We start from the raw sequence: 25,491 nt of genomic DNA, 5'->3' as shown, positions 1-25,491 counted from the left end.
TATCGATCATGATACCCTGTCCGTCCCGGTTTCTATCTCTGCGATCTCATCATAGATCAATTCGTTTCCTTTACAGCTTTTTGATTCTCTCAATTGCTTCTAAGGTATTTTCATAAGTTCCGAAAGCCGTCAAGCGGAAATACCCTTCTCCGCTGGGGCCGAAGCCCGCTCCTGGAGTACCCACCACATTGGCCTTCTCCAGAAGATAGTCAAAGAAATCCCAGGAGGTCATTCCTTGGGGCACCTCCATCCAGATGTAGGGAGCATTGACTCCGCCGGATACGGTATAGCCCGCCGACTGCAGCCCTTCCCGGATCACCTTTGCATTATTCATATAGTAAGCGATCTGCTCCATGGTCTGCTTCCGGCCCTCCTCGGAATATACGGCGGCACCGGCAAACTGGGTGATATAGGGAGCACCGTTGAACTTGGTGCCATGTCTTCTGGCCCACAGGCTGTTTAAGGATACTTCTCCGCATTTCAGTTCCTTGGGAACAATAGTGAAGCCCAGTCTGGTTCCGGTAAAGCCTGCATTCTTGGAAAAGCTGCGAAGCTCAATGGCACAGGTCTTCGCCCCCTCACATTCATAGATGGTATGGGGAACATCATCCTCGGAAATATATGCCTCATAAGCCGCGTCATAGATAATCACGGCTCCGGCACGATTGGCATAATCTACCCACTCCTGTAACCCGTCCTTTGTAATGGTGGAACCCGTGGGATTATTGGGGAAACACAAATATATCATGTCCGGTGTTTCCTTCGGCAGCTCCGGAGCAAACTGATTCTCCTTCGTGCAGGGCATATAGATGACATTCGACCATCTTCCGCTGTCTGCCAGATACTCACCGGTTCTCCCCGCCATAACATTGGAATCCACATAGACCGGATACACCGGATCACATACGGCTATTCTGTTATTCTCACCAAAGATCTCCTGAATATTGCCGGAATCACTCTTGGCTCCGTCGCTGATAAAGATCTCATCTATGGCAATGGATACTCCCCGGCTTTGATAATCCTTCTCCGCAATGGTCTTACGCAGGAATTCATATCCCAGATCCGGTGCGTATCCCTTAAAGGTCTCTTTGTTTCCCATATGCTCCACAGCGGTATGAAGGGCGCTGATTACCGCCGGAGCCAGAGGAAGGGTTACATCACCGATTCCCAGGCGGATAATTTTGCTGTTCGGATGTGCCTCATTGTATTCCCGGACCTTCCTGCCTATGGTGGAAAACAGATAGCTTCCCGGCAGCTTCAAATAGTTCTCGTTAATCTTAAACATATCGTAACCAACCTTTCCATCGGAGCATCATTTTCCAGCAGCCATATACACCTCACAGCGAATGATGCTCCAGTAAACTTTATTCTATTTATAACCTATAATGTAAAATGATACAAGCATAAATTCTATTTTATACTATAGTTTTATCTCACCTTCAAAAACCGTCACTGCCGGACCCGTCATAAATACGGTGTTTTGCTTTTCATCATATCGGATCTTCAGCTCCCCGCCCAGTAAGCTGACGGTAACCTCGTTCTCTGTCAGACCGTTCAGAATGCAGGCTGCCACACTGGCGCAGGCTCCGGTTCCGCAGGCCAGGGTCTCACCGGACCCTCGTTCCCACACGCGCATTCTGATATGGCTGCGGTCCAGCACCTGAACAAACTCCGTGTTGACCCGTTCCGGAAACATCTCATGCTTCTCGAACTTCGGTCCGACCGCCTCGAGAAGCAGGGAAGCGGTATCCTCCACAAATATGACCGCATGGGGATTCCCCATGGAGACACAGGTTAGCTCATATCTCTTCCCATCCATCACTACCGGTTCCCGAAGCAGGCTCTTCTTATCCGAAATCACCGGGATTAAGGCCGGTTCCATGACAGGCGCCCCCATGTCCACAGTAACCCAGGTTACCTTGCCGTCTTCTACTGTCAGCTTCAGCTCCTTAATGCCGCTCAGAGTCTCAATCCGAAGCTGTGTTTTATCCGTCAGACCATAGTCATACACATATTTTGCCACACAGCGGATGCCATTGCCGCACATCTTTCCTCTGGAGCCGTCGCTATTATACATATCCATCATAAAATCCGCGGTATCAGAAGGCCGGATCAAAATCAGACCATCCGAACCGATGCCAAAATGCCTGTCACTGATTTTCACTGCTATCTCCGGAATATCTTCCTCAAGCAGAGGGGTCTTGTCCCGTGTGGTACAATCCACATAAATATAATCATTGCCGCAGCCATGCATTTTTGTAAACTTCATCGTAATTACCAACCTTTCCCCTAATAGAATGCGCAATCCGCAGATTAGGAACTCAAGGACTGCTCATCTTGGACATTATAGCAAACATTCTCCTCTGGGTAAAGATATCCGGCACAGCAGGACACGATATTAGCATTAGAAGGCACTATTCACATTCTTATACACTTGCCCTTCAAACTCACTCCTCAGTGAACATCTTCAGCACCATCTCCGCCATTTCTACCAGCTTCGTACCGCTGTCCATACTATGCTTTTGCAAATACCGGTGAGCCTCCTCCTCCGTCATGTGATTCCGGTGCATCAGTACCAGCTTCGCCCTCTGAATGACTTCCTTTTCCTCCTGTGACCTCTCCTTCGGCTGCCTTTCTTCCCTTTCCTTCTTCATCCTCCGCTGATACCGGTATGACATCATCTGAATCGTATTCAGCAGATCATGGGATCTGACCGGCATCGGCAAACAGACGATATTATTATCCTGACAATATTCCAGCTTCTCCGGTGAGGCAATCAGCAGCATCTCAAATCCCTTGGGAAGATAGCTGTCAAGCTCGCTGAAATGCATATCGGAAAACCGGTATCCGCAGATCACGATCCCTTCATCCAAATCATTGGCACGGCTGACGATCTGGGAGCCTGTGGTACAGGCTTCCGCCTGATACCCGCCTCTGCTCAGCAGATTCTTAATATTATTGGCATCCTCCAGCTTGGGAAATCCTACAATTATGCTAAACACATCTGTTCACCTCCGTTCTCCCCTGATGAATACCTTCCGGGCCCTGATACAGCCCCCGGAAGCTCTAATTAGTCTAAGACGGAGTAACTGCTATATCCGGTATAAATACTGGTCCAGTTCCCACTGGGTAACCTGGAACCGGTATTCCTCCCATTCTACCTTCTTCGCCTCAATATATTTCCTGCTGATATGTTCTCCCAGCACCGACTTGATGAAATCACTTTTCTCCATCTCCGCGACTGCCTCACACAGATCTGCCGGCAAATGCCGGATTCCCTGAGCCTTTCTGTCCTTCTCCGGCATATCAAAGATATTGCAGTCAACACTCTCCGGAGGGGCCAGTTGTCTCCGGATCCCGTCCAGACCTGCCGCCAGACATACCGCCAATGTCAGATAGGGATTTGCTGACGGATCCGGATTGCGAAGCTCCAGACGGGCAGAGACTCCCCGGTTGGCCGGAATGCGGATCAACGGGCTGCGGTTGGATACGGACCAGGCAATATAGGCCGGAGCCTCATAGTTGGGCACCAGTCTCTTATAGGAATTCACCAGCGGATTGGTAATTGCGGTGATACCTTCGATATGCTCCATAATACCTGCAATAAAATGATAGGCCTCCTTACTGAGTCCCAGCGGATCAGAAGGATCGTCAAAGATATTCTTCCCGTCCTTCTTAAGGGACATATTCACATGCATGCCGGAACCATCCACCCCATACTTGGGCTTTGGCATAAAGGTTGCATGCAGGCCGTGACGCTTGGCTATGGTACGGGCCACCAGCTTAAAGGTCATAATATTATCTGCTGTGGCCAGGGCATCATCATATTTAATATCAATTTCATGCTGTGCCGGCGCAATCTCATGGTGGGAAGCCTCCACTCTCAGGCCCATTTCTTCCATGGTCAGAACCATATCACGCCGTGCATTTTCCCCAAAATCCAGCGGTCCCACATCAAAATACCCCGCTCTCTCATGAGTCAAGGTAGTAGGTTCGCCGTTCTCCTCCAGATGGAACAGGAAGAACTCCAGTTCCGGCCCCACATCAAAGGTATAGCCCAGCTCCTTTGCCTCCGCCAGGGTTCTGCGTAAGATGTATCTCGGATCTCCCTCAAAGGGGCTGCCGTCCACCCGGTATACATCGCAGATCAGGCGGGCCACCCGGCCCTGCTGCGGTCTCCAGGGAAATGTGACATAGGTATCCGGATCCGGATGCAGATACATGTCCGATTCCTCGATACGCACGAAGCCCTCGATGGAAGAACCGTCAAACATACACTTATTATCCAGTGCCATTTCCAGCTGGTTCGCAGTAATCGCAACATTTTTCAGATTGCCGAACATATCCGTGAATTGCAGGCGGATAAATTCCACATCATCCTCTTCTACCATTCTGATAATATCTTCCCGCGTATACTTCTTCATTTTCATCACTACTCCTTACTTGATATAATAAGCTGCCATAAACCTTCCCATGAAACAAAAAGGGCTGGGTATCCTCTTTACGGAACACCCTTGCCCATATTACCTATGATGATAACAACAGAATTACTGTTTTGTCAATATATTATTTTCCGGCATTCCTACTTTTATTATATTTTTGTTATAGTATCTGCAGGCTCCTTGCATAAATATTTTCCATGTCCTCCCTGCTGGGGGCGACAATGGAGTTCGCCACGTTCTTCGCCTGGATCGCAATAGCGGCATAGCGCTCCAGCTCCTTTGCCGCGATCTTCTCCCGCTCGCCCAGAAGTCTTAAGAAAATCGCTTCCAGCTCGTCCATGGTATCCACTCCCATGGCGGTCAGAATCCTCTTCACCGCTTCCGGCTCCTGTTTCGCCACAAAGCGCAGATAGCTGGGCAGAAGCAGTCCATTGGCCCTGCCGTGATCCACATTTTTAAAATAAGTCAAACCGTAGCCCATGGAATGAACCGCTGTGGTACCCGTATGGGTTATGACCACTCCCGCCAGCATGGAGCCAAAGAGAAACTTCTCCCGTATATCCATGGAAAGATGGCCTGTCTCACTCAGCGCCCTGCCCGGTGACAGGCTGCGAAGGCATGGAGAAATTCTTGCGATACTTTCTACAGCAATAGAATTGCTGACAAATGTCGCCCTTACGGTAAGCATTCCCTCTATGGCATGGGACAGGGCATCCAGGGCCGTATTAATTGTAATATCCATGGGCAGGCTTCTTGTATATCTGGCATCCAGAAAAGCAATCCTGGGAAATAATATGGGAGAAGAGATACTGGTTTTGGTCTGCCGCTTATCGTTGGTCAGGATGGCATAGGGTGTGACCTCTGCCCCTGTTCCGGCTGTAGTAGGAAGCATCACCGTCGGCAGGGCCTTCCGGCCGTAGGTCCCGGAGAACAGCTCCTCCTCCCCGAGCTCCTGTTCCGCCAGAAGGGCAATCGCCTTTGCCGCATCCATTACGGAGCCGCCACCGATGGCGATCAGAAATTGCGCTCCTGACTCCCTTGCATAGGAAGCGCCTTCATATACGCTGGCCACAGTGGGATTGGTCTTAATCCGGTCATAAACATCATAAGCAATTCCCTGCGCCTCCAGCGCCTGCCCTGCTTCCGGCAGGGCTCCGCACAGCTTTGCCGAAGCAGACCCGGTAATAATCAACGCTTTTGTTCCGAATTCCTTCAGCAGCGCCGAGTTATTTATTATTCCCCTTTCTGACATGATTACTTTGGTTGGCATAAAAAATTGAAAATTCATCTTAAATCTCACATCCTTCCGGAAAATCCAGTTTCATCCAAGCAATTATGATTTAATTATACTTACAATCCTATCGCTGTCAACTGTAATGTTAGAGGGACACAACATTGCGGCCGGCGCATATAAAAAAGAAAAGAAGCCTCATGCATCACAGACTTCCGCACAAATACTTCTTTTCCTTCTTATATCTCAGCCTTTGTTTATTCCTTTTCATTTGGGGGCTGTACACCGCCCGCAATCTTCCATGTTATTGCAAATACCAATGCCGCCAATGCAGCAATCCCAACAATCAGAAGCACAGGATTAAGTGTCTTCTTCTCTCCTGCCGGTTCCTTGTCAGCTGTGCTTGCTTCCACAGCTTCCTTCTGTGAGCTCTCATCCACCGCCGGCTGGGACGCATCTCCTGCCTCCAGGGAACGATCCACTGTTCCCCGGGGCTCATCAGCCGCTTCCTGGGGGACCTCTGCCTTTACGGTAAAGACAGCCTTCAGACCATTGTCCGTATATGCGATCACTTCCGCTTCTCCGTCTGCATGGGCATATACGGTAACGGAAGCAGTCTGGTCCCCTCCGATTGCAATTCCCCTGTTATCTACAGAAACCACCGATGCATCGGAAGATACAAATACGACCTTACCGCTCCCTAACGGATCTACCTTTACCGTCAGCTGTGCGGGAGCCTTATTTTCAGCAGTAACCATCTGTTCTCCCACCGCTTCTATGGACTTTGCTTCCGGCTCTTGAATTCCTTGTACCCCTTCCTCAAACACCATATTGCCCAAGGTAAAGGTTACCTCCACATGCCGGGGATCATCCATTCCAATAAAATTCAGCACATGATTGTCTACCGTCACTCCCTCAATTACAGATCCGTCCCAGGAGTTAATGGGGTCGTTGGTATCAAAAATCCCGGATGCCTTCAAAGCGGATTTGGGCTGTGTCATAAGAAGCTTCTGTTCCATTCCGTCCACCGTAATGCGGTCATACCGGATATCACAGGAGACCAACGGAGATTTTTTGGCCGCACCCTTGATCACACTGTCATCCTTAATATAAATAGCAGTCAGATTGGACAGCCCTGTCACTCCCGCATCCTGCGCCGCCTTAGATAAATCCTTCCCTGTGTCAAAAGCAAGAGTATACTGCCCTTCCCCGCTGACCGTAATCGCTTCACCGGTCTCATTGCTGAAGTAATTATGCTCGCTGTCATTAAAATACACGTTCAGGGACAGCGCTATCTCCGCCTTGGCTTCCGCCTCTTCCACTGTAACGGGAACGGCCTTCGTGAATCCATCGGAGGAAGTTATAATCACATAAGCTCTTCCGGGGTTCTTAGCCACTATCTTCCCGATTTTAGACACCGTCAGCACTTCCGTATCCGAAGAACGATAGGTAAGAAATGCATCGGTACCCGCAGGGGTCATAGCAGCATTCAGATAAACAGACTGTTCGCTGTTCAGGCTATAGCTTTCCTTTTCCGCATGAATCCCGGTACAGGGGTTTTCTGCTTTCGCTGCTCTTACTTCCACCGGTATGTCCAGAACCGCTTTTCCGCTCTGGGCATATGCGGTAATCACCGTATTGCCGATTCCCGTCCCATGTACCCTTGCTTTCCATTCCTTTAAATTCCCTCCGTCCGGTTCCACACAAGCTACGGTTTCATCTGCACTTTTCCACAGGATCACATCATTGCCCGCCGCTTTATCCACCGTTTGCCCAAGGGATAGGTCAGCAGCCTCCCCAATCCTTAACCGGCAGGTTCCTTCCTGAGTCCCCAGCTCCGTAATGGGAGTAACCCGGGTATCCAAAACGATATCCGACAGATCCTCCTTCCCCGGCAGAAACATTCCCCGCATAATGGCATTAATAATCTCCGGATAAATCGGTTCATAAGTCTTCCGGTCCACCAAAGTAAAGCTGAAATCCGGATTCATCGTCAGATCATACCAGCCCTGATCCCAATAACAGGGAACGATGCCGATCTGCTGGCAGACCCGGTTGACAATTTCCATATGATAGGCCCGGCTCTGAGTATTTTGCTTATTAATGGCACCGTATTCCCCCAGAATGACCGGAATCCCCTTAGAGGTAAAGACGGTCTCTAATTTCTGAAACTCCGCCTGCAGAGCCTTGGCTGCATCATAGCTGAAGTTAGTCTGCTGGGTGGTTTCCAGCAGTCCGAAATGCCAGTCATAGTAATGCACGGAGACAAACAGCCGGTCCTTCACCGTATCCTCCGGCAGTACAAACCCCATCTCCGGGTTGGTGGTATTGGCGATATTGGTGTATCTCCCGGGTACGGACAGCCACCGGAGAGCATTGTTAGAGCCGGTTTTGCGGACCGTATCCACGAAAATCCGGTTGAGCTCATTAATAACCGCCGTGTCCCTGGCAACATTGCTGCCTTCTCCCGTCACCTCATTCATGGATTCAAAAATCACATGCTCATCGTAGTCTTTAAAGCGTTCCGCAATTCTTTTCCATACTCCTGCAAATTTTTCTTTTACAGGCCCCAGATTCTCGGCGCTGACCCTGAGCCAGCCCATCTGCTCCGCTCCGTCATGATGGATGTTTATTATCACATACATGTTGAGATTCACCGCATAATCCACGATATCCTGTACCCGGCTCATCCATTTTTCATCAATGGCATACGCATTGGTATCGTCAATCATCGTTCCCCAGGTCACAGGTACCCTTATGGTATTGAAACCCATATCGTGAAGAGCCTTCAGCAAGCCCTGGGAGGTCTCCACATTCTGCCATACGGTTTCACCGGGAGTAAAGCCCGTATGTCCGTCCATGGTGTTCCCCAGGTTCCAGCCGGTTCCCATCTCCGCGACAATCTCCCTGGCGCTCAGTTCCCTAAAAGGCATCCGGGCACTCACTGTCTGGGTGTTTTCTGCCGCCAGCGCCCGCCTGGCCGATACGTTCCCCTCGAAAGACGATATTGCCAGCACCAGAACCATGATGCAGGCCAATAGCTTTATTCCAATGTTCTTATTTTTCAACTTCGGGTCCCCCTTTTGTCTCCTTCTTCACGGCTCCGGGTTCTTTTTCAATCTCCTGGAAGAAATACAGGGCAAAGCCGCTCACCGTCAGCATGAAACAGGCAGGCCCTATTAGAATTCCCAAAAAGATCGTCGTGGAGTTAAACAGGAATAACATGCCTTCCAGCGCCAATAAAATCACCAGGAAAATAGTCCTCACGAAATACCTCACGGAAATGTCCACGGAATTTTTCAAGGTTCTGAAAAAGGTATTCTCATATCTTGCGCTTAAAGGAAAGGCATAGAGAAATGCGATCCCAAACACAAAAGCCGCTATCATGCCAAAGATAAGCAATAGAATCGGATTATTTTCTATCTTATTAAATAACTCAAAATCCAGATATACGATATAGGAACAAAACAGGCAGGCCAGCCCCAAGGGAATCCCCTGTTTCCAGTTTTTCCGAAAAGCCCGGATGAACTCCCTTCCCACATATCCTTCCGTATCATCCACCATCTTCAGCGTCACCGTATAGGCCGCTACCGTGGCCGCCCCTATGGTGATCACGGGCAGAGAGAATAACAGCCACAGGAAATTAAGCTTTATCATATCCCACAGCCTGGATAAAAATTTGTAAAGGGTACTGTCTGTGCCGAACATCTTCATAGGGCTAACCTGCCTTTCCGTATTATTTTCTTAAAGGAGCCTGCAGAGCGTTCCTAAGCGCCGCCTCATTCTCACACCACTTGATACATTTATCATAGCCATAGGATTTTGCTTTTCCGCGCATCTCGTTGACAGCCGCATTGAATTCCGCATCATCCTTCGCGTAAATGGCCCTCCAGGAGTAATCCTTCAGACAGGTGGCAACCTGCTGCCAGGTAGCTTCAAAGGCTGCATCCCTTGCGCTTTCCGAATAGCTGGTGGGGATATCCACCACATAGCTTCCCTTGCTCATATACTCATCCACCGTCTTGCTGCCTGTGGTCTGTCTCCAGTCCCTCTCCGTATCACAGCGGCCTTCCGGCACCTGGGTGCTTGCCCAGAAATCGCTGTTATACCGTTCGCCCGATTCCGGATTGATATCCGAGGTCGTCCAGGTGGTGTTATTGATCTGGAACGCTCCGTCATTAAAGGAAAGTCCGCCCCATTCCTCCGGCATCAGCACGGTTCTGTCTTCCTTGCATTTCAGACCGAAGTCCGTGAAATAGGTCTTTCCCTCTTCATTGTAATCCCAGCAAAGCCCCTTGGGACCGTAATCCACCGTCAGTCTTCCCTCCGGTGTGCACAGCCAGTTAATGATCTCCATGCAGAGCTCGGGGTACTGGGTCTTGGAGCAGATGGACCACACCCGGTTACCGCCCAGGGTGCTTAAGCCTGCTACGATGGGGGTAGCCTGGGCGGGCTTCAGGCTCAGCATCATTTTATTCTGGCCGTAATGCTCTTCCTTATTGTATGCCATGGAACCCGCATAGTTGAAGATGGAGAAGAAGATGCCTCCGTTCTGCACCTTTGCAATCATTTCATCATAGGTCTGTGTCATGGAGTCCGGATCCAGCAGACCCTTTTGGTACAGCTTGTTGAACCACTCCAGCATTTCCAGATAGGGGCTGCCGGGAGCCAGAGCCTCATAATATTCACCGTTGGTTACATTGTAGTGGCCGAAGCCCATTTCATCATAGCCGTAATATGCCGTAGCCAGAGCCTTTACATACATGACATAATTGCCGTCCCAGTCCGGCCACAGAGACATGGCATAGGTAGGCTTTCCGTTATCATCAACAGGACAGATGGCTTTCATCTGCTCCAATACCTTCATCAAATCCTCCAGGTTATCCACCTTGGGCTTGCCCAGCTGCTGGTACAGATCCCAGCGGATATCCCAGGTATAGAAGAAGGCATCATGGTTCTCACTGCTGGAGGCCACATTGTGTCCAAAGCCATAGATCGTATCCGCCTCGCCGATCAGCTCGCCTGCTTCATTCTTCGGCGCGGACACGAATTTATTCTTTTCCAGGGCATCCTGCATATGCTCCCAGATGTAGGGGCCGTATTCCTGCACCAGGTTATCTTCCTCCCAGTCATACAGAAGTCCTGCTTCCACAGCCTGCATATACTTCTTGCCATCTGCTCCCCACACGATGATGTCACCTAGATCTTGTGCTTCCATCCGGGTCTCATATACTCCATCGCTGTCGGGAACGAGATTAATCTTTACATTGAATTTGTCTTTTAATATTTTGCCAAACCAGCCCTGCATCTCACCGGAGAAGTTCGCCAGTTGACTATAGACCGTGAGGGTGATCTCCTCCCTCTGCTTTTCGGGAGCTTCGGTTCCTTTTGGGTTATCACCGGGCTTTTCATCGGGCTTTTTGGTTGTCCCGCAGGCAGTCAGACTGGTAACGGCCATCATTACTGCCAGAACCAATGCCAATAATCTTATTCTTTTTTTCATATTATTCCATATCCTCCTTTATTTCATGAGTTCATATTGATACCATAATCAGCCCTTAACAGCGCCCAGCATAATCCCCTTTTCAAAATACCTCTGCATAAACGGATAGATCATCAGTATGGGGATGATGGATACCATGGAAATGGTATATTTAATTACCTTGGAATTCAGGGCGCTCTGTACAATGCCTTCTGTAATCGCCGATCCTGCACCGTTCAGCAAGGCTCCTATATTGGAGCTGGTGGTCAGATACAGGTAAAGCCGGTGCTGCAGAGTATATAAATGCGGTGAATTCTGCATCAGAATCAGGGAATCCGTAAAGGAGTTCCAGTGCCCCACCGCACCAAAGATGGCGATAGTGGCCAAGATGGGTTTACACAGCGGCCATATGATACTCTTGAAAATGGTGATATAGCCCGCCCCATCCATGAATGCGCTCTCTTCCAGCTCTGCCGGAATGGATTCGATATAGGTCTTCACCAGAATAATATTATAAGGAGCCACAATGCCGGGAATGATATATGCCATAAAATTATTGGTCAGTCCCAGCATGGACATATTCAGATACCAGGGAATCATTCCCGCATTGAAATACATGGTGATTACCAAAAACCGATACCAGAATTTCCTCTTCCACATCTGCTGTTTGGTGACCAGATATCCCACAAAGGCGGAGGCCACCACCATAAGAACCGTACCGATCAGGGTTCTGGAAATGGAGACGAAAAAAGCCCGGCCCACCTCGCTTGCTTTCAGCAGATTTACATAGTTATCCACATTCAGCCCTCTCGGTATGAAGTTGATCATTCCCTTTCCTACCAGATCATTGGAGGAAATCGTATTGATAAATAAATAATAGAAAGGAAAGATACAGCTTATGGTAAATATGATAAAGAAGGAGTGGTTTATTATATGGAATACCACATCCCCCGGCTTCAGCTTATACATCCGCCTCCGCTTCTTTTCATACCGCTTTTCTTCCTTCTCATTGTTTCTTTCCCGTGCTGATTTTGCCATTCCGATACCTCCTACATAATACTTTCGCCGCGGACCAGCTTGGATATTCCGTTAGCGCTGAATAAGAGCGCCACACTGACCAATGATTTCACCATACCTACCATAGTGGACAGGGATATGGCTCCGTCCTTGATACCTGATTTATAAACATACAAATCCAGAACCGTGATCATATCGGTATTGGTAGCATTCTCAAACACCAGATACTGATCCATGCCGTTGCTCAAAATACCTGCCACCGACATCAGGAGCAATACCATATAGGTAGGAATCAGTCCGGGCACGGTAATATGCCACATCTTCTGAAAACGGCCCGCACCGTCCACAATAGCCGCCTCATAAAGCTGCTGGTCAATTCCGGAGATGCCGGCGATATAGATAATCGCACTCCAGCCGATGCCCTTCCACATTCCCCAGGCCAGCATCTTCAGCCAGATATGGCCGGAGCCCATCAGCATGTTCCTTCCTTCCGTCCATACTCCCGCATTCATGAAAATGCTGCTGATAAATCCGTCGGATGCAAAGATAGCAAGGGCAATGGCATAGACCAGAACCCAGCTTATGAAGTTGGGAATCGTCGTAAAGGTCTGTACAAATCTTCGGACCGCATTGTTCTTAATCTCCGACAGAAAGATGGCAAATGCCATGGCACACCAGCTGGTGGCAATCCCCAGACCGCTCATGGCCAGGGTATTGCGAAGTACCCTTATGACATCATTGCGGGTGGCTTCATTCTCGAACAGCATGGTAAACCATCGAAAGCCTACAAAATTATCTGCCGACAAGGTACCACCGGAAACATAATCATAAAAGGCATACCGCCATCCATAAAGGGGCAGGTAGCCAAATACAAAAGCCAGTGCCGCAAAGGGCAGAAACATTAAAAACAGCTTATACTTGGATTCTATTTCGTATTTTGCCTCCGCCGCCGGCTTCGGCAGAAGAACCTGAACAACCAGGGATACAATAAGGATCAAAACTGCTATTACAAAGAAAAAGAGCCAATTTTTCAAGGGAAGGGAAGGAATTACCTTCTCCGGCCTGCTGGTAGCTGCCACCTGAGTATATGCCAGATAGATACCGAACAGTCCTGCCATCTGCACCACAGTCCCCCCGATACCGAACCAGCTGCCCAGCCTCTTTAATTTCAGACTTCCGATGGACATGCAGGCCATGGCTGCCACTATCGCAATTCCCAGGCATGTTACTGCGGACGACAGGAAAAGCAGTACAAAGGAGCTCTCCTGAAGCCATCCCTGATTAAATGCACGAATCGTCTGACTGGTCAGTCCGGAATAGGATATGCCTGAGGTAAACAAAGACATGTTCCTGTTGACATACTCACATATTTTTGCCGGATTAATACCTGGAAAGAACATCATTACTACGGAAAGCAGCGCACCGATTCGCACCGCATAATAAAGATATCCTGCTATTCTTTCCCTTGCTGAATTACTTCCATTCATTCTCTACCTCCCAAAAATCCACGGGTAACCGCATTTCGTTTATTTCTGTAAGACGCCCGCTGTTCTCTACGGAAAAGGAACAGAGTAAGAACTCTGCTCCTCTCTCTGAACTGACCCCTGTCTACTTGACAGGGGCCAGTTCACCCTTTGTGAGCTCTTATTTTTTCTTCTTTTTCGCAACAACAATGCCTGCCGCTGCAGCTGCAGCCACCACCACTACGATGATAATGATGATTACCGCGGTATTAGGCCCTGATTCCGCAGGAGCCAGCGTCTCTACCGCCTCCGGTGTCACTTCCGGTGTTACCTCCGGCGTAGCTACGGGGGTGGCCTCCGGTGTTGCTTCCGGTGTGGTCTCCGGCACTGCATCCGTGGCAAATCCGCTTACCTTAAAGCTGATCTCGATGCTCTGGGTAGGAGGTGCATAGTAGGGCAGCGCCTCAACTGCCTTATTCCAGATATTTGCGAAAAGAATTTTCTGGAACTGTTTCGATTCCGGATCCAGATAGGGACTGGCCTGTTCAACAATAACCTTGCCGTCCATCTTAAGCACAACATCAGAAACCACTACCGCCTCATTCACCGGCAGATCAGTGGATATAAACAATAAGTTAAACAGTCCTTCTTCTCCAAGAATGGCGGCATCGTTGAACTTTCCGGAGAAATCATATCCGGTCAGAGATACGGTATAAGTGCCGTTTCCTTTCATTTCCACATCAGTAAAGGTACCGCCCTGGCCGACCCATTCGCTGTCCTGAATAAAGCCCAACTGATCATAATAGCCGGATTCCAGGCCGTAGCTTGCATCGTCAAAGCTATTACGGAAGATCCAGGTAGGGGTCTGAACACCCAGATATGCGTGATAAGTGCCGTTGGGATCAAATTCATTTACAGGTCCTTGGTCCGCTGCCGCGCTGACATAGATGGAAGGTGTAATCTCAAAGGTGATTTTCTTGAAGGCCTTAGGCGCCTCTGCGAGATACTTGTCACCCCATTCATTATAGCCGCCGCCGATACGCAGGCACTGTGCCTCGGTATAATCTCCCGTGCCCTCAGCCCAAATGGACTTACCTGCCGAAAGATCTGATGCGACCTCCTTGCCATCCAGGTACACTTTTACATCAAAGGTGCTGTCGGGAGAGATCAGAGTTGAGTCCTCTGCTACGAAGCAGGGTGCCACGAACCAGGTATAAAGTATTTCCTGGGGAAATTCCAGAGACAGGGTGGTGGTTACGCCGTTCTTCAATTCTCCGTTCACAGCCGTCACTTCACCTTTATTGGAACCGCTGCCGTCACCATAGTACTGCGCATCCCATGCATTGCTTTCCGCAACGTCACCGCCGAAGGCGATAAAGGCAGGATAACTGGCATCACTGAGAACGGCCGGAGCAGCTGCCGTCTCAGCGGGGGCGGCTGCCTCTCCCTGCGTCAGGCTCTTCAGAGTTATGGTGTACATGATTTCTGTACAACCGGAGGGAGCTTCCGGCAGATACTTGTCAGCCCACTCATTGTAACCGCCCTTGAGACGGATGGCCTGTGTTTCTGTATAAGTACCGGTACCCTCGTACCAGTATTCCTTTTCCCCAAGAGTCAGATCAAGGGTATCCGTGACATCCTTGCCGTCAATGGTAACCTTATCAATGGTATAGGACAGCTCGCCCACACCCTCTGCAACGATGACTGGCGCCATATACCATGTACGGGTGGCTGCCTCAGGCAGTTTTACACCAATAGTAACTGTGTCCCCCACTTTCGCCATTGCAGTTATGCCTTCGATGCCGCTGGCATTGTCTGCTTCGTTAGCCCAGCTTAAGTTCCAGGCATCTGCCTGAGATTCTCCGCCGTATGCGAGGAACATCAGGTATTCGCTTTCTTCCGCCGCTGCCTTCAATGACAGGGCAGAAAGCATCATTGCGAATGCAAGAAAAGAGACGAATAACTTTTTCATTTTCCTTTTCATAAATATACCCTCCTGTTTTTTATGCACTTAATCGTTTTCGATGCGAAGCGTCAAGTGCTGTAGATACCTTACATTCACAGTTTATACGAATATCTGCCAGAAAAAAACCATTCCTTTTTTATATCTTATACGTATATTTTTTTACATTTGAATAAAGATGCCGCTTACGAACTCCTGCGCTGCCGCGTGGTTGCCTTCAGGCAACATCTACCCATGCGCACAGATTGTGCATTTTGTGCGGCATACGCATCCTGCGGAGCATTTTGTCGTATAGGACTAACTTTCCTATACGACAAAAAACGGCTTTCGTGCCTCCTGCATACCGGTTTCCCCCTAGGGGAATTCCGGTATGCAGAACACAAAAACCGTTTGCTGCAGAGCCATATTCGCACTGCTTACTGCGCTTTTTATTTTATTTTAAAACGAATTACATTCCAGGACTGCTTATTCAGAGTGGCATTGGCATTGGCGGCATTCACCCTGGTCACTCCGTTATTGTGGGGCTTCACATGATCCGGGGTCGCGGCGCTGTTGACTGCTTTCAGATCCTCATGCTCCAGTACGATATGCTCCACCAGCTCCATGGCTCCAAACTCCCGAAGGGCAATCTCCAGCTCCACGCTCTCCTCCAGGGAACGGTTTACTGCAAATACGGTCAGCTCACCCGTTTCTTCCTCGAAGGTAGCAATGGTCTCTACATAGGGAACTTCCTTTTTCTTCTTGGTGCTGTAGCTGTCACAGCTTACCACCGGCGACAAAGCCACGCCCTTTCCAAAGTTGGAAGCGTGGAGGAAGGGATAGAAAATGGGCTGAACCCAGGCTGCTCCGCCCTTCTCCGTCATAATCGGGGCAATTACGTTCACCAGCTGGGCCAGGCAGGCCATCTTCACCCGGTCACAATTCTTCAGTAAAGTAATCAGAAGGCATCCCACTACCAGAGCATCCTCAAAGTTATAGATATCCTCCAGCTGAGGAGGTGCAATCTGCCATTTCTCCAGCTTCCGATCCGCTTCATTGCTGTGGAACCATACATTCCATTCGTCAAAGGAAAGATAGATCGTCTTATCGGAATGCTTCACTGCCTTCACATAGTCACAGATCGCCGCAACGGATTTGATGAACTGATCCATATCCAGAGAGCAGGCCAGGAAGGAAGGGGTGTCATTCTCCTGATTGCCGTAATAATTATGCAAGGATAAATAATCCACATAGTCATAGGTATGCTCCAAAACCGTAGCCTCCCATTTGCCGAAGGTGGGCATGTTGAGGCTGGAGCTTCCGCAGGCCACCAGTTCAATGGTGGGGTCCAGATCCTTCATCACCTTGGCGGTCTGGCAGGCAATCCGTCCATACTCCTCCGCCGTCTTGGCGCAGATCTGCCAGGGCCCGTCCATCTCATTGCCCAGGCACCATACCTTGATGCCAAAGGGCTCCTCAAAGCCGTTGGCACGGCGCAGGTCGCTGTAATAGGTTCCGCCCGGGAAGTTACAGTACTCCAGTAAATCCTTGGCTTCCTCCGGCCCCCTGGTACCGAGATTTACAGCCTGCATTACCTGGGTTCCCACACGTTTCGCCCATTCCTGGAACTCATCAATTCCCACCTCGTTGGTCTCAATGGTCTGCCAGGCCAGCTCGGTCCTTCTGGGACGCTTGCTCCGGTCACCGATTCCATCCTCCCAACGGTATCCGGATACAAAGTTGCCGCCGGGATAACGCACGATGGGCACTTTCAATTGCCTTACCAGCTCCATTACATCCTTGCGGAAGCCCATATCATCCGCCGTGGAGTGGGTCGGCTCATAGATGCCCTCATATACCGCTCTGCCCAGATGCTCAATAAAAGAGCCATAAATTCTCTCATCCACATTGCCGATTTTAAAATCCTTATTCAGTATTAATTTTGCCTTCAATTTACGCTTCTTCCTTTCCTTGATTTTTAAGTGATTAAAACCCTCTGAACTGTAACCATGATAATTAATCTTCTTTTCATTATCAGTTATAGCATATTGACATCGGAATCTTCAATGATGTATGATGTTTTCATACTGATGAATCCGACTTTCCACAGAATGGAGCCCTACTATGATTGTTCATGCCATCGGCTTAAATTATACTCACAGCAGCCACTTCTCCATCCAACGGCCAAACGGCTCCGGAGATTATCTTTTTCTCTGTTTCAGAACCCCTGCCATCCTTTGCCTGGAGGGGAAGGAATACCGGGCGGAGAAGAATTCCGCCATTTTATTCAACCGGGGTACACCTCAGATCTACCGTGCCGACGGCTCCTACTATACCAATGATTTTATCCATTTCGACGCAAAAGCGGAGCCGGACCTTCACAACCTTCCTCTGGATGTTTTGATGCAGCTCCCTTCTACCAAACAGATTGGCAGAATATTAAAGGATTTATACCTGGAATATATCTCCACGAATGCAAAACGGGCGGAGTCCATGGATCTGCTGCTGAGACTGCTATTCGTAAAGCTCCATGAGCTGACAACCTATCAGCCCGAGGATACAGCCGCCTATGGCTATTATGATTCCCTGCTGGGCCTTCGCTCCATGATTTACCGCCATCCCGAAGAAAAATGGACGGTAGCCCGCCTCGCCCATCAGGTAAGTCTCAGTCCCTCCCATTTTCAGCGGTTATACCGGAAGACCTTTGGGACCACCTGCATTGCCGATGTCATCTCCTGCAAGCTCCAATATGCCAAGACCTCCTTAACGGCAACCAGCGATACGGTCCGCGATATAGCCGCCCGGTGCGGTTATGAAAATGAAGAGCATTTCATGCGCCAGTTTAAGCAGTATGCGGGAATGACACCCACGGAATACAGGCTGATGAACCATGATTTCCATCCGGGCAGCCTGCCCGGCAAATCACCCGGATGAACCTATAACAATAACATTGTATACAAGAATGGCATTGTATAAGGAATAACAGAATCTCCGGCTGCGGCTCTCTACTTTCCTGGATTTCCTGCTTTCCCAATGGCACTGCTTTGCTTCTGCCCCCTGCCCTTCCTCCGAAAGAACGTGTCTACAATGAAGATACCCAAAGCAATGGAGCCTGCAATCTGCAGGGTCTCAAAGAAATAATAGGAAGTATAGCCCACATTCCCCTCCACGATGCTGAGTACAATCTGATACATTCCGGCACCGGGAACGAAGGGAATTACTCCCGGTATCAAAAACATGGTTACCGGGGTTTTATAGATTCTGGCCAGAATGTGGGAAGCCAATGCCGCCAGCAGGGTAGCCGTTAAGGTTGCCAGCACCTTATCCTTCATATATTCCAGGCTCAGCAGATAGATGAACCACCCCAGGGCACCGGTCATGCCCGCATGAATAATATACCGCTTCGGCAGATAAAACAGGACGGAGAAGGCCGCCGTCGCAAAAAAAGCACTAATTCCCTGTATCAGCATAGGGCATATCCTTTCTATGATTCTTTCTATAATAACAAGGAAATAAAATAATCAAAAAATAAAATTAAAAAGTCCCATACCAAGACCCACTCCCACTGCAATTCCCAGGGATATGACAAAGGCTTCCATGGCCCGTGCCGTTCCTGAGCTGTAATCCCCCTGGAGGGTGTCCCGGATGGCATTGGTAATGGGAAGGCCCGGAACCATGGGCATAATGGAGCCGATGGTAATGAGGCCGCGGTCAATACCCGGGAGATACCTGGCATATACCAGGGTTATAAAAGCAATAACAAGGCTTTTCGCCATATCAATAATGAAAGGGCTCCCAATCCGGCGGTCAGCCGCCTTCCCGATGAGCACAAGGAGAATTCCGTTGACACCGGCCAGAATACAATCCAGCCATCCCCCGCCGAACAAACCGACAAAGCCGCCCATGGAGACAACCGTCGCCAGAGTGATGATCAGGCTGGAATACGGCCTGCTGGACCGGATCTGCTCCAGCTTCTCCAGCGCCTGGGCCGCCGTAATGATTTCGTCACAGATATTCCGGGATATCTGGTTCACCTCGTTGATCCGGCTCAGATTATTGGATCGGTTGGCAATCCGCTTCACGCCGGTGATGGTTTCTATGGAAGGGTCCGACAAGGTTGCAATAATGCCCGTGGAAGTGGCATACACCTCCACCGAAGCAAGGCCCGCGGTCCTTAAGATGCGCACCATCGTATCCTCCACCCGGTAGGTCTCTGCTCCGCTCTGGGCCATAATCTCACCCGCCAGCATTGCTGTGTTAAATAATACCTTATAATCCATTGCTCTCCGTTCCGCTCCCTGCACTTCTTTCAAAATTCTTATCTATTTTACCACAAATGATCTCCGAAATAAAGATACAGCATAAAGCTTCGGCTATCTGTTTTTTCTATTCATAATTTCCTCAATATTATCCGGGGTAACAATAATATGGGGCTTGCGTATATATTTCCCATTGATCAATTCAATGGAGGCCGGCAGCTCCTGATGAAACACCACCGAATAGGCCAGCTCGATGATGCCTTCGGCCTGGCCGAAGCTGTCATTGAGAACCGTCCCAATCATATCTCCGTTCTTCACTGCTTCAAGACCCACCTGGGTCCCGTCGATTCCAACCACTACCGGAGGCTCCTCCATATTCTCCTTCTTCATGGCGTCAATTGCTCCGAGAGCCATATCGTCATTATTCGCAATGACAATTTCAATCTCATCCCTGTCGGTCTTCAGCCACTGTGACATCCGGGTCTCCCCCTGCGCCCGGTTCCAGTTGGCGATCTCATCCCCCAGCTTCTCCACCTGGATGCCTGCTTCCGTGATTGTCTTAATCACATACTCCGTACGGATGGATGCATCCTGATGCCCCGGTTCTCCTTCCAGAATGACATACTGCAAGACCTGGTCCCCGTTCTTATCGATCCCGGTAAAATCCTTCTCACAGGCATCCACTACAATCTTCCCCTGCATAATTCCTGATTCCAGCGCAACCGCCCCCACATAAAAGAGCTTCTCCCAGCGTTCCAGGTCCTTCTCCACCAGCTCCCGGTTGAAGAAGATCACCGGAATATCCGCATTCATTGCCATATCAATGGCTGTGGAAGCATCCGTACGGTCCACCAGGTTAATGCATAGTATGTCATATTCTTTCTTTATGAACTCCTCCACCTGGTAGTTCTGGGACACCTGGCTGCCTCCCGCGTTGACGATGTCCAGGGTTATGGTAATATCCTTCTCCTGCTCCATCCGCTTTACCTCTTCCTTCAGATATTCCACGAGGCTGGAAATAAAGGTATCATACTGATTATAGATGCTGACCCCCACCTTCATGCCGGTCCGCTCCCCATCCTCAGTAACCCTGCCCCGGTGCTCTCCGCTGATATAGTTCACCGCAAAGATACAAAGAATGATAAAGGCGATAGCCGCAGGCAATGCAATCCTCTTTATATTCATACTGTATGCCGGTCCGATTCTCCGGCCTCCCCTCCTTATTGTACAATCGGAAATACTAGCCTCTGATTCTTAGGCAAATACATGGTGACCTTATTCACGGTACGGAATTCAATATCAACGCCGGGCTTTTTCTCCCCCTGTCCGATTCTGCAGACTGTCTCCCGGACACTCAGGTACCCAATGTTAAATTCATTCTGGAATACAATGGATTTGATCAGTCCGTAATCAAGATAATGTACAATTTTGTTGGTGCTGCCTATGCCATACACATCGATGCCGCTTTCGGCCTCCTGCACCGCATCGATCACTGCCTCCAGGCTTCTGTCATCCAGCGCGACAATGACATCCGCCGGCTCCTCCTTCAGCTTTTCCTGCAAAAATGCGGCAGCATCCGCATCCTCCCCCGGTTCCCAGGGCCTTACGGTACATTTTGTGTACTTTAGACTGTCAAGAAACCCTTCGTACCGCTCCGACACGCTGTTACGCTGCAGATTGTCTATAAACACCGCCACTGTTTTGTTCTCGTCGCCGCTGAGATACACGGATCTTCCTATATTCAGCCCCATACTGTAATTATCCGCCGAAATATAAGTCAGGCCCTCCGCATCCTTAATGCTGGTCTCTACCAGCACAACCGGTACGGATGCCGCATACTCCCGGACAATGCCGGACAGCTCCCTGCTGTCGGCAGCGGCAAGAATAATCCCCTGGGAACCGTTGGCAATCTCACGTTCTATGAGACTGCTCTGCTCCCCGGCATCCTTCTCGCCGGTGGTGGTGATAAAATTAATTTCCGCGTGAAAATCCAATGCCCCCTGCTCCAGGCCCTGCCTCATCGTCGCCCAGCGGTCACCGGCCCCTGATCCGTATACGATGACGGAGATTCTCGCGGTATTATTCTGTTTGCTTGTATCATTGATGTACCGATAGCTGCTGATAACCAGAATACCGGTAAGCCCCAGCAGCAGCGCTATGACCAGAGTGATTTTCAAGCTTTTTTTCACCGCTTCGCCTCCTTCCAAAGGGTCCCTCTATGCTTCCGTTTTTTCGTAGGGTATCTTGGGGAGATGAATGTGAACCGTGGTGCCCTCATCCAGGATGCTCTCAATCTCCAATCCGTATTCTTTGCCAAAATATAGCTGAATTCTCTGATGAACATTGCTCAATCCGATGCCGGAGCCTTTTTTATGCTCCCGTTTTTCATCCGTCAGGACATAATCCAGGGCCTCCTCCGGTATGCCCAGCCCGTTATCCGTAACATCGAGATAAACCTCGCCATCCTTAAGATATCCCCTTACCTTAATCTCCCCCTCCCCATCCATATATTCCACGCCGTGGTAGATGGCATTCTCCAGGAGGGGCTGCACAATCAGCTTAATGGTGCTGCATTCATTGATCTCCGGGTCGATCCCGATATCCACCTGAAAACGGTTCTTATAGCGTATCTTCTGGATATAGAGATAGTTCTGGGCATGCTCGATCTCTTCCCTGATGCTTATAATATTCTTTCCCTTGCTTAGGCTGATGCGGAACAGATTGGCAAGGGCCGTTACCATAAAGATTGCCTCCTGGTAACGTTCGCTTTCCACCATCCATACAATAGAATCCAAGGTATTATAGAGAAAATGCGGGTTAATCTGGGCCTGGAGCGCATCAAACTCGCTCTTGCGCTTCTTCTCCTGCTGGGTTACCACCTCATCCATCAGCTCATGAAGCCGGCGCACCATGGAGGTGATGGTTCTTCCCAGATGCCGGATTTCATAGGAGCCTCCGATATAAATATTCAAATCCAGCTTGCCGTACTCCAGATCCTTCACAGAATCATCCAGCTTCTTGATGGGATTGCCAATCAGATAGGAGACAAACTGGTTTGCAAAGAAGATCAGCATGATCGTCAGCAGCAGTATAATCCCTGTAAAAAACTGCATTTGATGATAGCTCATATAGAATTCCTCGGCGGGCGTCACATGGATGATCTTCCATCCGGTATAACCCACGGTTCTTACGGTAACCATCCTCACCTCCCCCTCATAGGTTTCCTCATGGGTACCTTCTTCATAATCAGCGGCGGCCTTATTATTTTCATGGAGCAGACTGGAATTAATAAGAATTTGCTTGGGATGATAGATAATCTCCCCGTTTCCATCGATCAGGTATACATAGCCGCTGTTATTCCGGTTCATTTTGGTAAAAATCTGTTCAATCCCGCTGTAATTCATATCAACCAGAAGAATTCCCCGGCTGATGTTGCCGTTTCTCGTCAGCTCCACCACCCTGCTCAGGGAGATCACCCAATGATAATTGAAGCTGCTGTCATGAAAGAGATTTTGGACATGAGGTGTGGAAAAATGTAAATTCTCTATCTCTTGATTCGCATTGACAAACCAGCCCTGGGTGGTGGCATTCAGCCCGTTCTTCAGATTGCTGATGGGCGTGGCGGCTACCAGCGTGCCGTCCCCCTGGAAGCAGACGATGCTCACCAGACTGTCCTTATTGGCCTCATAGAGCAGGCTCATCTCTTCCTCCAGGGTCTCCTTCGCCAGATCCTTCTTCTTAATTACGGTATAATACATGGAGTTGGAGATACGCATCATACTGCGAAGATAAGTGTTCAGGTTCATATTGACCTGGTCGATGAGCTGCTCCTTGCTCTCAATGGTCAACGCCTTTGTGGAGGCGGCGTAACGGGAATAAACCATATAGCCGCTGAAGCCCATCCCAAATAATGCCACCAGGGAAAAGGAGATGGACAGGGTAAACTGTATGGTTCTTCGCCGGGAATATTTAATAATTTTTAAGAGCAGCTCTTTCATCCTGGTCTTCATGAATGGTATGCCTTTCCAGTTCTACAATACTATTTGCTCTTGCGGTAATTAGAGGGTGACACCCCGTATTGCTTTTTAAACACATAGCTGAAATAATTCGGCTCCGTATATCCCACCATGGCCGATATATTATAGGTTTTTTCATCTGTCGTATTCAGCAGCCAAAGCGCCTTTTCCATCCGTACCTTGGTCAGGTAATTGATAAAGCTCAAGCCTGTTTCCCGCTTGAATAAAACCGAGAAATAAGTGGCGCTCACATTGAGGTAGCCGCACAGGGTATCCACGGATAATTCACTGTCGCAGTAATGCTCTCCCAGATAATCCACCGCCTTGTTGATCAAAAGCTTCGCCGTATCGGTACGCTCCCGGCGTATGCTGCTTCTTACCTTGACACATACCTCCAGCAGCCATTCCTTCAAGGCCTCCAGGGAATGAAACTGGTATATCTTACTGTTAATATTGAAATCCGGACCGAACACCTTATCCATGTCAATCTGATAGGTCCAGCCCAGCTTAAAAATCTCCGTCACCATTTCCATCAGGGATACCTGGTACAGTTGAATGGAGATGTTGGAATTCCTGATATAATTCACCAGCTCCTGAATTGCCTTAACCAGATTCTCCACTTCTCCCAGCTTGATTTCCCGGAGAATGTTCTCCGTATATCTGCTTTCCCAGATGTTTGGCACATTGTTCTGGGTTTCCACATCCCGGATATAAATTGCCTGGTTGGCATCGAACAGAATGCGGTAATCCAGGGCGTTCTTCGCTCCCTGGTAGGAATGGCCAAGCTCCATCAGATCCTCGCACAGGCTGCCGATTCCCGCGCAGGTACCGTGCTCCAGAATACGGAAGGCACTTTTGCAGATCTGATCCATGGTGTGGATAAACTCCTTGCTCTGCTTCGGGTCTTTCAATAAAGCAATTACAACCACTGTCTCCAAATTGAAGAAGCTGATAAAATCCAGACAGGAGGACAGGTTCTCATCCACAATCTGCTTCAGGGACAGGGTGATCAGGCTGCTCCCGCCCATATACTCCTCCTCCGGCCTTGTCCTGCCTCCCGCTGTATCCATATGAACAATTCCGGCCATATAACAGGGCGCGTCCAGCTTCATTCCGTAGACTTTCATTAGCTCCCCGACCCGTTTTCTCTGAAGCCTTCCCTCCAGGATGCCCATCAGCAGCTGTTCCTTCAGCAGGGGAAGGCTTTCCATATAATAATTGCGCAGCCGCTCAATATCGCGTTTGCTGTTGATCTCCGCATCCAGCTTCTCCTTGATCCGTTCAAATACCCCTTTCAGCTCAATGGCGTTGATGGGCTTGAGAATGTACTCCTCCACCTCCAGCTTGATGGCCTCCTTGGCGTATTCAAATTCATCAAAACCGGAAAATACGATAATCTTAAAATCCTTGGTGATTTGCTTTAATTTTCTGGATAGGGTCAACCCGTCCATAAAGGGCATCTTGATATCTGTCATGACAACATCCGGGCGAAGATGCTCCGCAAGCTCCAGCGCATCCTCCCCGTTATCCGCATAACCGATTACCTCAAAGCCGATGCTCTCCCAATCCAGCTTTTTAATGATCGCCTGGCGTACCTCCTCTTCATCGTCTACAAGTATCACGGTATATCGTTTCATTC

19 protein-coding genes are annotated in these 25,491 nt (G+C 49.3%); 1 reads left to right on the top strand and 18 read right to left on the bottom strand.

The window, feature by feature from the left end; genetic code table 11:
• Positions 1-70: 70 nt before the first annotated feature.
• The 12 genes from HNQ56_RS16710 to arfA form a co-directional block, all read right to left on the bottom strand.
• Positions 71-1,285: an LL-diaminopimelate aminotransferase gene (locus tag HNQ56_RS16710; protein ID WP_429148618.1), complete on the bottom strand. Its 1,215-nt coding sequence runs from the start codon at positions 1,283-1,285 to the stop codon at positions 71-73.
• 135 nt (positions 1,286-1,420) lie between these two features.
• A complete protein-coding gene (dapF, locus tag HNQ56_RS16705) occupies positions 1,421-2,269 on the bottom strand; it encodes a diaminopimelate epimerase (RefSeq protein WP_429148616.1) in 849 nt (282 codons plus the stop codon).
• A 178-nt stretch (positions 2,270-2,447) separates the two neighbouring features.
• Positions 2,448-3,002, bottom strand: a complete 555-nt coding sequence (locus HNQ56_RS16700) for an ANTAR domain-containing response regulator (protein ID WP_429148614.1) — start codon at positions 3,000-3,002, stop codon at positions 2,448-2,450.
• A gap of 90 nt (positions 3,003-3,092) precedes the next feature.
• The gene (gene glnA, locus HNQ56_RS16695; RefSeq protein ID WP_429148612.1) at positions 3,093-4,424 is read right to left on the bottom strand and encodes a type I glutamate--ammonia ligase; all 1,332 of its coding nucleotides are present in this window, start codon (positions 4,422-4,424) and stop codon (positions 3,093-3,095) included.
• Positions 4,425-4,602: 178 nt separating this feature from the next.
• Positions 4,603-5,712 carry an iron-containing alcohol dehydrogenase family protein gene (locus tag HNQ56_RS16690; RefSeq protein WP_429148610.1) on the bottom strand — a complete coding sequence of 370 codons (1,110 nt, stop codon included), beginning with the start codon at positions 5,710-5,712 and terminating at the stop codon, positions 4,603-4,605.
• A 218-nt stretch (positions 5,713-5,930) separates the two neighbouring features.
• Positions 5,931-8,741: a cellulase family glycosylhydrolase gene (locus tag HNQ56_RS16685; protein WP_429148608.1), complete on the bottom strand. Its 2,811-nt coding sequence runs from the start codon at positions 8,739-8,741 to the stop codon at positions 5,931-5,933.
• Positions 8,731-9,387: a YesL family protein gene (locus HNQ56_RS16680; protein ID WP_429148606.1), complete on the bottom strand. Its 657-nt coding sequence runs from the start codon at positions 9,385-9,387 to the stop codon at positions 8,731-8,733. The genes HNQ56_RS16685 and HNQ56_RS16680 overlap by 11 nt, the downstream gene beginning before the upstream one ends.
• Before the next feature lie 22 nt (positions 9,388-9,409).
• Entirely contained in the window at positions 9,410-11,176 is a 1,767-nt protein-coding gene (locus tag HNQ56_RS16675; protein WP_429148604.1) for a type 2 periplasmic-binding domain-containing protein, read from the bottom strand.
• Positions 11,177-11,224: 48 nt separating this feature from the next.
• Entirely contained in the window at positions 11,225-12,193 is a 969-nt protein-coding gene (locus HNQ56_RS16670) for a carbohydrate ABC transporter permease (protein ID WP_429148602.1), read from the bottom strand.
• A gap of 11 nt (positions 12,194-12,204) precedes the next feature.
• Complete coding sequence (locus HNQ56_RS16665) at positions 12,205-13,659, bottom strand: ABC transporter permease subunit (protein WP_429148600.1); 1,455 nt, start codon at positions 13,657-13,659, stop codon at positions 12,205-12,207.
• A 157-nt stretch (positions 13,660-13,816) separates the two neighbouring features.
• On the bottom strand, positions 13,817-15,619 hold the full coding sequence (locus HNQ56_RS16660) for a hypothetical protein (protein WP_429148598.1): 1,803 nt from the start codon (positions 15,617-15,619) through the stop codon (positions 13,817-13,819).
• Positions 15,620-16,026: 407 nt separating this feature from the next.
• Positions 16,027-17,529, bottom strand: coding sequence for an arabinosylfuranosidase ArfA (arfA, locus tag HNQ56_RS16655; protein ID WP_429148596.1), 1,503 nt, complete (start codon positions 17,527-17,529; stop codon positions 16,027-16,029).
• A gap of 172 nt (positions 17,530-17,701) precedes the next feature.
• Between arfA and HNQ56_RS16650 the strand changes: the two genes are divergently transcribed.
• Positions 17,702-18,511, top strand: a complete 810-nt coding sequence (locus HNQ56_RS16650; protein WP_429148594.1) for a helix-turn-helix transcriptional regulator — start codon at positions 17,702-17,704, stop codon at positions 18,509-18,511.
• Between the two features lie 71 nt (positions 18,512-18,582).
• Here HNQ56_RS16650 and HNQ56_RS16645 read toward each other — a convergent pair whose 3' ends face one another.
• The 6 genes from HNQ56_RS16645 to HNQ56_RS16620 form a co-directional block, all read right to left on the bottom strand.
• Positions 18,583-19,047: a threonine/serine exporter family protein gene (locus HNQ56_RS16645; RefSeq protein ID WP_429148592.1), complete on the bottom strand. Its 465-nt coding sequence runs from the start codon at positions 19,045-19,047 to the stop codon at positions 18,583-18,585.
• A 51-nt stretch (positions 19,048-19,098) separates the two neighbouring features.
• A complete protein-coding gene (locus tag HNQ56_RS16640; protein WP_429148590.1) occupies positions 19,099-19,857 on the bottom strand; it encodes a threonine/serine exporter family protein in 759 nt (252 codons plus the stop codon).
• Positions 19,858-19,950: 93 nt separating this feature from the next.
• Entirely contained in the window at positions 19,951-21,021 is a 1,071-nt protein-coding gene (locus HNQ56_RS16635; RefSeq protein WP_429148588.1) for a galactose ABC transporter substrate-binding protein, read from the bottom strand.
• 35 nt (positions 21,022-21,056) lie between these two features.
• Complete coding sequence (locus HNQ56_RS16630) at positions 21,057-22,025, bottom strand: substrate-binding domain-containing protein (RefSeq protein WP_429148586.1); 969 nt, start codon at positions 22,023-22,025, stop codon at positions 21,057-21,059.
• Between the two features lie 27 nt (positions 22,026-22,052).
• Positions 22,053-23,846 (bottom strand): sensor histidine kinase, encoded by a 1,794-nt coding sequence (locus HNQ56_RS16625; RefSeq protein ID WP_429148584.1) that lies wholly within the window; start codon positions 23,844-23,846, stop codon positions 22,053-22,055.
• Between the two features lie 29 nt (positions 23,847-23,875).
• Entirely contained in the window at positions 23,876-25,489 is a 1,614-nt protein-coding gene (locus HNQ56_RS16620) for a response regulator (RefSeq protein WP_429148582.1), read from the bottom strand.
• Between the last annotated feature and the right edge of the window lie 2 nt (positions 25,490-25,491).

It is taken from the genome of Anaerotaenia torta (genome assembly GCF_050433395.1).
Taxonomy (GTDB): domain Bacteria; phylum Bacillota; class Clostridia; order Lachnospirales; family Lachnospiraceae; genus Mobilitalea; species Mobilitalea torta.
The sequence above is the reverse complement of the archived record's forward strand: the minus strand, read 5'-3'. Positions and strand labels throughout refer to the sequence as shown.

Excerpts from the sequence above, each read along its gene's own strand:
- HNQ56_RS16710 (WP_429148618.1), bottom strand. The coding sequence starts at position 1,285 with ATGTTTAAGATTAACGAGAACTATTTGAAGCTGCCGGGAAGCTATCTG.
- dapF (WP_429148616.1), bottom strand. The coding sequence starts at position 2,269 with ATGAAGTTTACAAAAATGCATGGCTGCGGCAATGATTATATTTATGTG.
- glnA (WP_429148612.1), bottom strand. The coding sequence starts at position 4,424 with ATGAAGAAGTATACGCGGGAAGATATTATCAGAATGGTAGAAGAGGAT.
- HNQ56_RS16690 (WP_429148610.1), bottom strand. The coding sequence starts at position 5,712 with ATGCCAACCAAAGTAATCATGTCAGAAAGGGGAATAATAAATAACTCG.
- HNQ56_RS16680 (WP_429148606.1), bottom strand. The coding sequence starts at position 9,387 with ATGAAGATGTTCGGCACAGACAGTACCCTTTACAAATTTTTATCCAGG.
- HNQ56_RS16675 (WP_429148604.1), bottom strand. The coding sequence starts at position 11,176 with ATGAAAAAAAGAATAAGATTATTGGCATTGGTTCTGGCAGTAATGATG.
- HNQ56_RS16670 (WP_429148602.1), bottom strand. The coding sequence starts at position 12,193 with ATGGCAAAATCAGCACGGGAAAGAAACAATGAGAAGGAAGAAAAGCGG.
- HNQ56_RS16665 (WP_429148600.1), bottom strand. The coding sequence starts at position 13,659 with ATGAATGGAAGTAATTCAGCAAGGGAAAGAATAGCAGGATATCTTTAT.
- HNQ56_RS16660 (WP_429148598.1), bottom strand. The coding sequence starts at position 15,619 with ATGAAAAGGAAAATGAAAAAGTTATTCGTCTCTTTTCTTGCATTCGCA.
- HNQ56_RS16650 (WP_429148594.1), top strand. The coding sequence starts at position 17,702 with ATGATTGTTCATGCCATCGGCTTAAATTATACTCACAGCAGCCACTTC.
- HNQ56_RS16645 (WP_429148592.1), bottom strand. The coding sequence starts at position 19,047 with ATGCTGATACAGGGAATTAGTGCTTTTTTTGCGACGGCGGCCTTCTCC.
- HNQ56_RS16640 (WP_429148590.1), bottom strand. The coding sequence starts at position 19,857 with ATGGATTATAAGGTATTATTTAACACAGCAATGCTGGCGGGTGAGATT.
- HNQ56_RS16635 (WP_429148588.1), bottom strand. The coding sequence starts at position 21,021 with ATGAATATAAAGAGGATTGCATTGCCTGCGGCTATCGCCTTTATCATT.
- HNQ56_RS16625 (WP_429148584.1), bottom strand. The coding sequence starts at position 23,846 with ATGAAGACCAGGATGAAAGAGCTGCTCTTAAAAATTATTAAATATTCC.
- HNQ56_RS16620 (WP_429148582.1), bottom strand. The coding sequence starts at position 25,489 with ATGAAACGATATACCGTGATACTTGTAGACGATGAAGAGGAGGTACGC.